We start from the raw sequence: 12,086 nt of genomic DNA on the forward strand, positions 1-12,086 counted from the left end.
TCTCCTTATTCCAACTCAGATGAAAAACTAGTTCCATATGAAGTAGGATTCGTTTTAAATAGTTCTGTTAATGTGGCACCGATATCAGCAAAAGTAGCACGAGTTGGTAATTCTTTACCTGCTGCAAATTGTTTTGAGTACACTAGCAGTGGCACATACTCCCGTGTATGGTCTGTTCCTGGCATTGTCGGATCGTTTCCGTGATCAGCTGTGATAATCAACAAATCGTCATCACGTAAAAGCTGAAGCGTATCTGTTAAACGTACATCGAAAGCTTCTAATGCGGAAGCGTATCCTTTTGGATCACGACGGTGACCAAACAATGCATCAAAATCAACTAAATTTAAGAAGCTAATTCCAGTAAAGTCGCGAAGCATCACTTCGTGTAGCTTGTCCATTCCGTCCATGTTGTCTTTTGTACGGATGGCTTCTGTAATTCCCTCACTGTTGTAGATATCATCAATCTTTCCAATAGCAATAACATCTAATCCATTGTCTTGCAACTCGTTAAGAGCCGTGCGTCCAAATGGTTTAAGTGCATAATCATGACGATTAGTCGTACGTTGGAAGTTACCTGGCTCTCCTAAAAATGGACGAGCAATTACACGACCTACTAGGAATTCTTCAGACAACGTCAATTCACGAGCAATTTCACAGATTTCATATAGTTCTTTTAAAGAAATAACTTCTTCATGAGCTGCAATCTGAAGAACAGGGTCTGCAGATGTGTAGACTATAATTGCACCCGTCTCCATGTGCTCTTTGCCTAACTCATCTAGAATTTCTGTCCCACTAGCAGGTTTGTTACCTAAAACTTTACGTCCAGTTTTCTCTTCTAACTGAGCGATTAATTCTTGAGGAAACCCGTTTGGATAGACTTTAAAAGGTTGATCGACGTGAAGGCCCATTATTTCCCAGTGACCTGTCATTGTATCTTTCCCTACAGAGGCTTCTTCCATCTTGCCGTAAAATGCGAGTGGTTCTGACACCGCTTCCACTCCAGGAATCGTTTCAATATTACCTAATCCTAATTGCTGCAAATTCGGTAAATGCAATCCTCCTACCGCTTCTGCTGTATGAACTAAGGTGTTTGATCCTTCATCACCGAATGCTTTTGCATCGGGAGCTTCACCAATACCCACTGAATCCATAACAATTACATGTACTCGCTTAAATGAATTAGACATCGATAATCCCTCACTTTTTATGTTATACGGTAATAGTAGCATCTTTTATGGAAAAAATACACGTCAGACCTCTTACATTTTAAGCTCTTGGATGAAATTCTTTATAGACTTCTTTCAGACGCTTCTTACCAATGTGCGTATAGATTTGAGTTGTTGATATATCAGAGTGTCCCAACATTTCTTGAACTGCGCGCAGATCTGCTCCATTTTCAATCAGATGCGTCGCAAATGTATGCCGTAATAAGTGTGGTGTAATTTCTTTTGTGAGATTTGCACGCAGTGCATGCTGCTTCAATAGCTTTGCGATGCCTTGGCGTGTCAGTCGCTTACCTGCTTGGTTGATAAATAATGCTTTGTCATCGCCGCCAGGTTTGAACAATTTAGAGCGTGCTTGCTCCAAGTATGTAGTGATGAGATGAATAGACGTTTGGTTAAGCGGGATGATGCGCTCTTTTTGTCCTTTTCCGAGCACTCTAACAAATCCCATCGATAACTGAACATCTTCGATATCGAGCTGTGTGCATTCCGAGATTCGCATTCCCGTTGCATAAAGCAATTCTACTAACGCGTAATCTCGGATTCCTTGAGGCTTTGATTTTGGAATAGCCGCCGTGAGAGCATCAACTTCTTCAATCGTTAGGAATTTAGGCAGTACACTATCAAACTGCGGGTGTTCAATTTGGTAGGAAGGATCATGGTTAGTCACACGTTCTCTTAATAAAAATTGGTGAAACGACCTAAGCGATGCGACTTTGCGTGAAATTGTACGAGCTGACTTCCCCTCTAACTTTTGTGAGCGAAGATGCTGAGCTACGGTTTCTTTTGTAACATCTTGAAAGCTCTGTATCCCCCACTCGATTAGTTGCTCAAGGTAGGCTGTTAAATCCGTGCGGTAAGCAGCCAGCGTGTTATCTGCCATTTGTTTTTCAATTCTAAGAAAATGTATGTAGTCTTCAAGTGCTTCTTTCATTGGGTTCACCTTTTTCGTTTGAAGTATGGGTGGGTTTAAGTTGGCGGTCTCTGAACAATCGCCTCTGCATCTAGTAATAATATCGAGTTACGAAAGCCAGAAACACACTGCGGAATCAATCGCACCCGCAGAGGCAAGTTCGCCTCCACGGGCACGCTTGATTTCCTCGGAGTTTCTAGAACGGCTTTCTTCACATCTAGTAATAAAAAAAGGATAGCACAGTTGGCTATCCTTCTCGACTTCTACGTCATCAGTTATTTTGTATGGCAACGGTGGCAAATACCATGGAATGTTAAGCGATGATCTTTAATTTGAAAATTAAAGCGCGATTCCACTACTTGTTCCACATCGCCGAGTAAATCTTCTTGGATCTCATCAACAGCTCCACATTCCATACACACCAAATGGTGATGGAAATGAGCGGCACCTTCTTGGCGAAGGTCGTAACGAGAGACCCCGTCACCAAACTGAATTTTATCGACAACATTTAACTCATTTAAAAGTTCTAATGTCCGGTAAACTGTTGCAAGTCCAATATCTTTTGATTTGTCGCGTACTAATAAGAATACATCTTCTGCACTTAAATGCGCTTCTTCATTCTCAAGTAAAACACGAACGGTTGATTCTCGTTGCGGCGTCAGTTTATAGCCGGCGCCGGATAATTGTTTTTTAATTCGATCGATTCGGCCTTCCATATGACGCCTCCTAACATGAGACTAGTATACCAAATGATATTTTCAAGTGACAAGTGTAACTTCTTAGAACTCTTCTTTTTTTATAATTATTCTAATTAAAACCTAACAGTCTCACACCCATATGTACAGCAATAGCGAGAATGACGACCATTTTCCATCCAATAGACTTATAATGTAAGACAAACCATAGTAGTGCACTGCTTACACTAATAGAAATAAAGTAAACTGAATAACCCACAAAACCTTGTTGGATAAATAGACCACTTGAACAATAGGCGGCCAGTGTCAAAAAGATAGCTCCTATAATTTTAACAAGTCTCCTTGTAGGCGTGTTAAATTGTAAAACAGCTACTAAAATTAATAGCCCATACAACACCCATCGTAGCCAAGTTGTTTCTAGTAAACTTGTGTTCATTTGTGCGGCTAAACTAGGGTGCTGCTTGTATAGATAATAGCCTCCTAGACTTGCGGTTAAAAAAACTGCCCACCATTGCATAAATAAATGCTTCATACTCTTCCCTCCCTTTAGGTAAGTGTATGAAGCAAGTTTTCTAGTTTAGAACCTGTGAAGTCTCCACCACTGAATGGCAAAAACGGTTTTTGCATCAAAAATCTTTTGACTTTGAATCCACTTTTCGGCGTCTGCTAAAGAACATTCGTGGAGTTCAACAAATTCGTCCTCGTCTAATAGCCGTTTCGCTTCTAGTTTTTTCAAACCTTGGGCCACATAGATATGGATGATTTCATCTGCAAATCCTGGTGACGTGGCAAAGCTTTGTATATAATGCAGATCACTTGCAGTAAAGCCGGTTTCTTCTTCTAGCTCTCGTAATGCTGTGTCCTTAGGATCTTCTCCTGGCTCAATTTTACCAGCAGGTATTTCAATAAGTGTTCTTTCGAGAGCTTTTCGATATTGTTCGACAACCACTAACTTATTGTCTGATGTAATAGCAATTATTGCAACGGCACCAGGATGCTTAACAAGTTCACGTTTTGATTCTTTATTATTAGGTAAAAGCACATCATCTACTTGCAAAGAAATTACTTTACCAGAATAAATGGGAGTAGTACGAAGTGTCTTTTCTTCAAAATTCATGGACATGTTCTCTCTCCTCTTTGAATATTTTCTCTCCTCATTGTACCATTATGTAAAGGAGGAGAGCAGATGAAACATGTACAACTTGGTAAAAGCGATTTGACAATCTCCGAGCTTTCTTTAGGAGCCATGACATTACCCGCCACCCAACAAGAAACAGATGCCATTATTCACACCGCTCTGGACGAAGGGATCAACTGGATTGATACTGCGGATCTATATGAGCAAGGTGACAATGAAAAGCGTGTAGGAAGAAGCTTAGAAGGTAGACGAGAATTCGTACATCTGTCGACGAAAGTCGGAAATCGTTTTGTCGAAGGAAAAGAAGGTTGGAATTGGGACCCTAACCCCAAATGGATTGCTGAAGCAGTTGAAAACTCCTTAAATCGTTTACAAACCGATTATATTGACCTTTATCAACTACACGGAGGCACAAAGGAAGATGATTGGGACGGGATCATCGAAGTATTTGAGAAACTACAAGATAGAGGCCTGATTCGTCACTATGGTCTATCCTCCATCCGCCCAAATGTCATTTATCCTTACTTTAACAACAGCCGTGCGATTAGTGTCATGATGCAGTATTCAGGATTAGACCGAAGAGGGGAGGATGTTTTTCCTTTTATAGAAGAACATAACCTAGGTCTTCTTGTGCGCGGCGGACAGGCGAAGGGCTTATTGACAGACGCTGCGGTTGAAAAACTTAAAAAAGTTTCTAGCTACGGCAGTTATCAAGAAAAAGAGTTAGAAGAAACAGTCCATCAGATGAAAAATGCCTTACCAAACCTTGGAGCTGTTAGTTTGCATCATATTCTCCAGCAACCTGCTGTTAGTTCGGTAGTTATCGGTACTAGTAAATTAAACCAGTTACAGGATTCCCTTCAAAATTACAAACAAGCCGTGACAAAAGCGGAAATTGAGAAGTTTCAATCATTTACACACCCTGAATCATTTAAAGAGCATGTCGAATAAATCGACATGCTCCATTTTTAAAATTTGGAACCTTTTTCACCATACTGGTCCAAGAGTTCTTCAAAACTCATATTTTTTTCTCGTTGTTTTTTTTCGAATAATTTTTTAGCCTGTTCCTCTTCTTCGCGCCTTTGTTGCTCAGCAGTGAGAGAAGATTTGGTCTCTAGCAACTTTGTAAATACAGATTCTGATAGTTGATCTTTCAAAGTAAGTCGCTCGTCTGACTGTTTAGTGGTCGGTTGAGTAGATTGATTTTGCTTTCTCTTCTTTTTCACTTTTATTCACCTCTTGAAACGATGGTAGCTACCCCTTGTCCTCCACCAATACATAAAGTAGCAAGGCCTGTCTTCGCGTCACGCTTTTTCATTTCGTGTAAAAGAGTGACAAAAATACGAGCACCACTAGCTCCAATTGGGTGACCAAGTGCTATAGCCCCACCATTTACATTTAATTTATCAGCATCAAAGTGCAATTCACGATCAACTGCTAATGCTTGAGCTGCAAATGCTTCATTTGCTTCAACTAAATCCATATCTGAAACTGTATAACCTGATTTTTTCATTACTTTAGTAACAGCTTCCACTGGACCAATTCCCATGATTGCTGGATCTACACCTGCAGAAGCATTGGCTACAACTGTAGCTAAAATAGGTAAGCCTAGCTCTTGTGCTTTTTGTTTCGACATAACGATAACTGCTGCTGCCCCATCATTAATACCTGATGCGTTACCTGCCGTGACTGAACCTTCTTTTTTAAATGCCGCTCGTAGATTGCCTAATTTTTCAGCTGTTGTTCCCTTTTTAGGGTACTCATCAACATTGAAGATGACTGGGTCACCTTTACGCTGTGGAATTTCTACAGAGACGATTTCTTCCTCAAATTTACCCGCTTCGATTGCGGCAGTTGCACGTTGTTGTGAACGAGCTGCAAACTCATCTTGTTCTTCACGAGTTAATCCATAGTTCGTACAAAGGTTTTCGGCTGTGACACCCATGTGGTAATCATTAAATGCACACCATAAACCGTCTGTAATCATACTGTCTACAGCTTGTTGATTGCCCATACGGTAACCATCTCTTGCTCCCATCAATAAATAAGGAGCTTGACTCATATTTTCCATTCCACCCGCTACCACTATCTCAGCATCTCCTGCTTTAATAGCTTGAGTCGCTAAATGAACAGCTTTTAATCCAGAGCCGCATACTTTATTAATTGTCATAGCTGGTACTTGCTGAGGCAAACCCGCTAAAATAGATGCTTGGCGCGCAGGGTTTTGTCCCAGTCCAGCCTGTAACACATTCCCCATTATCACTTCATCGATCTGTTCATTTTGAAGACCGGCACGCTTAATGGCTTCAGCAATTACAATTGCACCTAATTTTGTTGCTAGTACGTCTTTTAAAGATCCTTGAAATGAGCCTATAGCTGTTCGGACAGCGCTTACAATAACAACTTCAGTTGACATAATCATTTCCTCCTGTTCATCCCTCTTGCGACCTCTCCCTCACTATGCGTAAACTAGTATCAAGGGGGAATGGTTCCATGATTAGTTTACCAAATACAGTGACAATTATCGAGGTTGGACCGAGAGATGGTCTGCAAAATGAAAAAAACTATGTAAAAACTGAGCATAAACTAGCCTATATTCGTGCGCTTCAAGCGGCTGGAATTACTGAAATGGAAGTAACTTCATTTGTATCGCCAAAGTGGGTACCTCAAATGGCAGATGCCAATGAAATTATGGCTAGAATTGATCGTCTTGGGAAACAATTTGTGTTAACACCTAATGAACGCGGGATGGAAAACGCTAAAACCATGGGTGCTGACCATATAGCAGTTTTTGTGGGTGTCTCTTCAACTTTTAATCAAAAGAATATTAACAAAACAACTGCTGAAGCTGTAGAACAACTTCGAGCTCCTATAGCTGAACTGCTCAACCACAATATTTTTGTAAGAGCTTGTATATCAACTGCTTTTTATTGTCCTTATGAAGGCAAACAAGGCATTGATGATGTGATTTCTCTGTGTAGAGAATTTGTCGAAATGGGCGTCCATGAGTTAAGCGTAGCCGATACTGTCGGCAAGGCCTCTCCACTCGAAAGTTATACCTTATTCTCTTTACTAAAAAAAGAATTTCCTGATACTTTGATTACAGCACACTTCCATGACACAGAAAAAATGGCACTTGCTAATATCTTTGCCGCTTTACAAGCTGGGGTTGATCGATTTGATAGCTCTGCTGGTGGTCTCGGTGGCTGTCCGTTTGCACCTGGTGCAACTGGCAATGTCGCAACAGAACGTGTTGTCCATATGCTGCATAGAATGGGTATAGCAACTGGAATTGATGAAGATCTTTTAAAAGAGGCAGTTGCTGTCATCTCACCGCATGTGTCAATACACTAACTTGGGGGTAAAGGGAGGTATCAACATAATCGGAGATGATGAATATGAAAAAGAGGGTCATCTTATGGACAAGCTTAGTAACGAGCCTCATCACTGCATTAACGACATTAATTGGATTTGTGGCAACAAATCGGTTGATGTACATTAAACAAAAAGAACCTGATTTTATTTTAAATCGAGAAATTTCTGAAAAACGATTAGACCAATCTTGGTATGATGCTATAAAAAAAGAAGAAGTTTGGATTCAATCAAAAAATGGTTACCAATTGAAATCGATCTTTATTCAACCCCATGATACAAAGAACTATGTCATTATTTGTCATGGTGTAACCGAAAATAAGATTAATTCTTTGCGATTTGTCCGAATGTTTGAAAGGCTTGGCTATAATAGTGTTATTTATGATCACCGAAGACACGGTGACTCTGGAGGTAAAACCACAAGCTTTGGTCATTATGAAAAAATGGATTTAGAGGCTGTTGTAGATGCGCTTCGTGAGCGTGTTGGCGATGGTGGAGTTATCGGTATACATGGGGAGTCGATGGGAGCTGCAACCACATTACTCTATGCTGGATCGATACGTGATGATGCAGATTTTTATATTTCTGATTGTGCATTCTCTGATTTTGAACGCCAAGTCCATCACGTGATGATGCAAACTACACCCATCAGTTCCATGTTAACTGTGCGCCTTGCGAATTTGTTTATGAAATTACGTGAAGGATATACGTTTCGTCTAGTCTCTCCAATCGATGTTGTAGATCGCATTGAAAAGCCGGTCCTTTTCATTCATTCTAGACCAGATGATTTCATCTTGCCTGACATGGCTCAGGATTTATATGACAAAAAGCCAGGTGCCAAAGAGCTGAAATTTTTCGATAAAGGTGCCCATGCCAAATCTTTTAATGAAAACCCTGAAGAATATGAAATGACGGTACTAGATTTCTTAATTAAATATCACCTTTATACAAACGAAAAGCAGCTCAATTGAGCTGCTTTTACTTTTGTTTACCTGGTTTAGTTTGAACACGGTTCATTTGAGCCATCATTTGTTTCACTTGCTTCTCAGATGGTTTACGTCCCATTTGGGCCATCATCATACGAAGCATTTGTTCATTGATTGGCGGATTATCTTTTAGATATTTCATCATATATTGACGTGCTGCGAAAAATCCTCCAACAAGACCGAGAATAAGAGCAACGATAATCAACGTAATCGCAAGTGCTAAATTCATGTATGTCATCCTCCTTTGCTGGCTAATCGACGTGTCTCAGACACCATTCACTAGTATACTACATCTTTCCCATGATTGACTAGAGTCAGAAAAAAAGAGACTCCTAAAAAGAAAGTCAGCATCTTCCCATGATTAATCTCTAGAGAAGATGCTGACTTATTTAATTAAATTTCATTCAATTTTTTTGTATTAGTTAAGTTCTTGGAAGCGTTTTGCTACATTGGTAGCTGTAAATCCGAACTCTTCCATGATTTTTTCGCCTGGTGCACTAGCTCCAAAACGATCAATCGCAAGAACATCTCCATCAAAACCAACATATTTGTGCCAGCCTAATGATGCACCCATTTCAATTGCTAAACGTTTAGTAATTGAACGTGGAAGTACTGATTCTTTATAGGCAGCATCTTGTTGTTCGAAACGGTCCCAAGATGGCATGGAAACTACAGATACTTCTACACCTTGTTGTTTTAACACTTTTTGTGCTTCAACCGCTAGACTAACTTCAGATCCTGAAGCCAATAAAAGTCCAGTAGGGTTGTCACCTGCTGATACTACATACGCCCCTTTGGCAACTCCTTCAGAAGCTCCAGATACAGTCCCTTCAAGGACAGGTAAATTCTGACGAGATAGCACCAGTAGAGTTGGCGTATCTGTTGACTCCACAGCTAATTGCCACGCTTCTTGCGTTTCAACTGCATCTGCAGGACGAATGATAGACAAACCTGGCATTGCACGCAGAGAAGCTAACTGTTCTACAGGTTCATGCGTTGGTCCGTCTTCCCCTACTGCAATGCTGTCATGCGTGAATACATAAGTGACAGGTAAGTTCATAAGAGCAGAGAGACGAATGGCTGGACGAACGTAATCGCTGAATACGAAGAATGTTCCACCGAACACTGTTAAACCACCGTGTAAGGCCATCCCATTTAATGCTGCTCCCATAGCGAATTCACGGACACCGAACCAAATATTTTTCCCGTCATAGCTGTCAGCTGAGAAATCACCAACACCTTTGATAGTTGTTTTATTTGAACCGGCTAAATCGGCACTACCACCAAAGAATGATGGAAGATTTTTAGCGATGGCATTAATTGCTTCACCTGATGCTGAACGAGTTGCTACTGAAGCTCCAACTTCATACGTTGGTTTTACAGCATCCCAATCGATTGAGAATGTGCCATCGATTGCATGTTTCAACTGGCTAGCAAGATCTGCGTTTTGTGATGTAAACTGTGTAAATAAGTCGTTCCACTTCGCTTCTTCTTCTGCACCTAGTTTGTCAGTAGCTTCTTTAAATGTTGCATAGACTGTGTCGTCCACATAGAAGTCTTCTTCGAATGTCCACTTGTATGCTTCTTTAACTAGTTTCGTTTCATCAGCACCCATAGGAGCACCGTGAGCATCAGCTTTACCTGAACGATTTGGAGAACCGAAACCGATAACAGTTTTCACTTCAATAATAGTAGGACGGTCTGATGTCTTAGCTTGTGCAATTGCTTGATCAATAGCCTCTACATCATTTCCATCTTCTACGTATAGATAGTTCCATCCATAAGATTCAAAGCGCATTTTAACGGACTCTGAAAATGATTTATTTAAATCTCCATCGAGTGAGATATCATTGCTATCATACAAGACCACTAATTTCTTTAGCTTTAAGTGCCCTGCTAATGAGATAGCCTCTGCAGCTACACCCTCCATCAAGTCACCGTCACCACAAAGAGCATACGTATAGTGGTCAACAATGTCATGAGTCGTATTGTACGTTGCGGCTAGATGAGCTTCTGCCATTGCCATACCGACAGCCATACCAATTCCTTGTCCTAAAGGTCCTGTAGTTGCTTCAACACCATCTGTATGGCCGAATTCTGGATGCCCAGGTGTTTTAGAGTCCCATTGACGGAATTTCTTGATTTCTTCCATTGGTAGATCATAGCCACTCAAGTGAAGTAAGCTATAAAGTAGCATAGAACCATGACCAGCTGAAAGAACAAAGCGGTCTCTGTTGAACCAGTTAGGATTTGACGGGTTATGTCGTAAATGACGAGTCCAAAGAGTGTAAGCCATAGGTGCTGCCCCCATTGGTAATCCCGGGTGGCCAGAGTTGGCTTTATCAATCGCGTCAATTGATAGTGTACGAATGGTACTGATTGCTAATAAATCTTTTTCTGCTTGCATGAACGACATCCTCTCGATTTTAATTACTCTCTTAGTGTAGTAAACCTTTGCTGTTCTAGCAACTACTTCTACTAGTTCAGACGGTTATTATGCTTTGCTTGTTTAACTTTATCAGGAGTGACATCATTTCCTTCAGGGTCAACAATTTTAACATTTTCGATAGTTTTTCTCATAGTAGAACGAAACGTTTCTAGGTACTCTTTGCGCAGGGCAGTTTGTTCCTTCGCTTCTACCTCTGTTAATTTGTTTGTTTTCGATTTATTAGAAAGTTCACTTATACGAGCGAGTTTTTCTGGACTTAACATGATATTCCTCCTTGCTTTCTATTACACGATAGGAGAATTTGTTGAAAAGTGCAAGAAAAAAGGCATTCCTAAGCGGAATACCTCAAGCTTGATCCTTATATTCTTTAAATCGTCTGTGAACAGTGGCTTTACTAATTGAATGACCTAACCCAGATAAAGTGGCACTAATCTCTTCATAGGTTAAACCTGCAATTCGCAACCGTACAATTTCTTCGATAGGTACCTCGATTCGCTCTCTCCCCATCTGATTCCCTCTTGATTTTAAATTACGCTCTGGTTGATAGCCATTTTGCACAGCGCGTTTCATCCCTCTTCGGATTTTTGCGTTATGAATCTTGCGCTGATATTCTTCCACGACGGATAAGATCCCGAGTACCATGGTGTCAGTTTCCGTGAGCGCTAACTCTCCATCTTCTCGTGCTGTTAAAATTGTAATTTGTTCTTTTTCTAAAAGGTGTAAGATGGCCATTCTAGCGTGACCCCTGCCTAATCGTGTTTCGTCTTGAATGAGTAAATACGAAACCTCATTTTCTTTAATGTACGTTAACAAGTCTAATAACCCTTCGCGATCGACATCATAACCGCTTTGCTGATCACTGAAACTAGCAGATATAAGTAAAGATTGAGCGTTTGCTAAAGACTCTAATTCGATTTGCTGCCTAGATAATGAAGTCTCTTGTGCTTCTTTATCGGTACTGACACGTGTATAAATGACACATTTATTTTGCGTCATTGTTCTGTCCCTGCCAATTGAGTAGGTTCACCCAAATAATCAAACTGTTCTTCTGACGGTATAGTAAGTCTTTGCCCAACTAGAATTTTGCTGTCGGTCATATAATTAAGTTGCATCACTTGATCAATCCAGTGCAATCTTTCATCAGATTCTACATAAAGCTCAGCTAGAGTCCAAAGAGAATCTCCTGTAGAAATAGTAATCTCATTAGTTCCACTAGATTGAGCCTTCAAGTGCAGCGTTGTGAATGTGAATAAAATAATAATGGCTAAGCATGCCGTATAAAGTAACGATGTCTTGTTTTTCATGTATAA

The 12,086-nt window shown here is 40.5% G+C and carries 15 protein-coding genes; 3 read left to right on the forward strand and 12 right to left on the reverse strand.

The genetic code is table 11. From position 1 onward, the window contains the following. Nucleotides 1-5: 5 nt before the first annotated feature. The 5 genes from deoB to MKY84_RS09480 form a co-directional block, all read right to left on the reverse strand. On the reverse strand, nucleotides 6-1,187 hold the full coding sequence (gene deoB / locus MKY84_RS09460; RefSeq protein ID WP_342525758.1) for a phosphopentomutase: 1,182 nt from the start codon (nucleotides 1,185-1,187) through the stop codon (nucleotides 6-8). Nucleotides 1,188-1,266: 79 nt separating this feature from the next. Further along, a complete protein-coding gene (gene xerD, locus MKY84_RS09465; RefSeq protein ID WP_342525759.1) occupies nucleotides 1,267-2,166 on the reverse strand; it encodes a site-specific tyrosine recombinase XerD in 900 nt (299 codons plus the stop codon). 245 nt (nucleotides 2,167-2,411) lie between these two features. Continuing rightward, on the reverse strand, nucleotides 2,412-2,852 hold the full coding sequence (locus MKY84_RS09470) for a Fur family transcriptional regulator (protein WP_342525760.1): 441 nt from the start codon (nucleotides 2,850-2,852) through the stop codon (nucleotides 2,412-2,414). A 91-nt stretch (nucleotides 2,853-2,943) separates the two neighbouring features. After that, on the reverse strand, nucleotides 2,944-3,363 hold the full coding sequence (locus MKY84_RS09475; RefSeq protein ID WP_342525761.1) for a hypothetical protein: 420 nt from the start codon (nucleotides 3,361-3,363) through the stop codon (nucleotides 2,944-2,946). Nucleotides 3,364-3,408: 45 nt separating this feature from the next. Further along, nucleotides 3,409-3,954 carry an NUDIX hydrolase gene (locus MKY84_RS09480; protein WP_342525762.1) on the reverse strand — a complete coding sequence of 182 codons (546 nt, stop codon included), beginning with the start codon at nucleotides 3,952-3,954 and terminating at the stop codon, nucleotides 3,409-3,411. A gap of 63 nt (nucleotides 3,955-4,017) precedes the next feature. Between MKY84_RS09480 and MKY84_RS09485 the strand changes: the two genes are divergently transcribed. Further along, nucleotides 4,018-4,920 (forward strand): aldo/keto reductase, encoded by a 903-nt coding sequence (locus tag MKY84_RS09485; protein WP_342525763.1) that lies wholly within the window; start codon nucleotides 4,018-4,020, stop codon nucleotides 4,918-4,920. Between the two features lie 17 nt (nucleotides 4,921-4,937). Here MKY84_RS09485 and MKY84_RS09490 read toward each other — a convergent pair whose 3' ends face one another. Together MKY84_RS09490 and MKY84_RS09495 are read right to left on the reverse strand one after the other, a co-directional pair. Further along, nucleotides 4,938-5,195, reverse strand: coding sequence for a YqkE family protein (locus tag MKY84_RS09490; protein ID WP_342525764.1), 258 nt, complete (start codon nucleotides 5,193-5,195; stop codon nucleotides 4,938-4,940). Nucleotides 5,196-5,197: 2 nt separating this feature from the next. Further along, nucleotides 5,198-6,385: an acetyl-CoA C-acetyltransferase gene (locus MKY84_RS09495; protein ID WP_342525765.1), complete on the reverse strand. Its 1,188-nt coding sequence runs from the start codon at nucleotides 6,383-6,385 to the stop codon at nucleotides 5,198-5,200. Between the two features lie 77 nt (nucleotides 6,386-6,462). Here MKY84_RS09495 and MKY84_RS09500 point away from each other — a divergent pair, with 77 nt between their 5' ends. Both MKY84_RS09500 and MKY84_RS09505 read left to right on the forward strand, forming a co-directional pair. Next, on the forward strand, nucleotides 6,463-7,323 hold the full coding sequence (locus tag MKY84_RS09500) for a hydroxymethylglutaryl-CoA lyase (protein ID WP_342525766.1): 861 nt from the start codon (nucleotides 6,463-6,465) through the stop codon (nucleotides 7,321-7,323). A 38-nt stretch (nucleotides 7,324-7,361) separates the two neighbouring features. Beyond that, nucleotides 7,362-8,312, forward strand: a complete 951-nt coding sequence (locus tag MKY84_RS09505; protein WP_342525767.1) for an alpha/beta hydrolase — start codon at nucleotides 7,362-7,364, stop codon at nucleotides 8,310-8,312. A gap of 7 nt (nucleotides 8,313-8,319) precedes the next feature. Here MKY84_RS09505 and MKY84_RS09510 read toward each other — a convergent pair whose 3' ends face one another. The 5 genes from MKY84_RS09510 to MKY84_RS09530 form a co-directional block, all read right to left on the reverse strand. Then, nucleotides 8,320-8,556 (reverse strand): YneF family protein, encoded by a 237-nt coding sequence (locus MKY84_RS09510; RefSeq protein ID WP_094941717.1) that lies wholly within the window; start codon nucleotides 8,554-8,556, stop codon nucleotides 8,320-8,322. 189 nt (nucleotides 8,557-8,745) lie between these two features. Beyond that, the gene (tkt, locus tag MKY84_RS09515) at nucleotides 8,746-10,734 is read right to left on the reverse strand and encodes a transketolase (protein ID WP_342525768.1); all 1,989 of its coding nucleotides are present in this window, start codon (nucleotides 10,732-10,734) and stop codon (nucleotides 8,746-8,748) included. A gap of 71 nt (nucleotides 10,735-10,805) precedes the next feature. Next, complete coding sequence (locus tag MKY84_RS09520) at nucleotides 10,806-11,039, reverse strand: DUF896 domain-containing protein (protein ID WP_342525769.1); 234 nt, start codon at nucleotides 11,037-11,039, stop codon at nucleotides 10,806-10,808. Nucleotides 11,040-11,121: 82 nt separating this feature from the next. Continuing rightward, on the reverse strand, nucleotides 11,122-11,772 hold the full coding sequence (locus tag MKY84_RS09525) for a recombinase family protein (protein WP_342525770.1): 651 nt from the start codon (nucleotides 11,770-11,772) through the stop codon (nucleotides 11,122-11,124). Continuing rightward, complete coding sequence (locus MKY84_RS09530; protein ID WP_342525771.1) at nucleotides 11,769-12,080, reverse strand: LysM peptidoglycan-binding domain-containing protein; 312 nt, start codon at nucleotides 12,078-12,080, stop codon at nucleotides 11,769-11,771. Before MKY84_RS09530 ends, MKY84_RS09525 begins: the two co-directional genes overlap by 4 nt. Nucleotides 12,081-12,086 lie beyond the last annotated feature (6 nt).

The sequence above is a fragment of the Chryseomicrobium sp. FSL W7-1435 genome (assembly GCF_038595005.1).
Lineage (GTDB): Bacteria > Bacillota > Bacilli > Bacillales_A > Planococcaceae > Chryseomicrobium.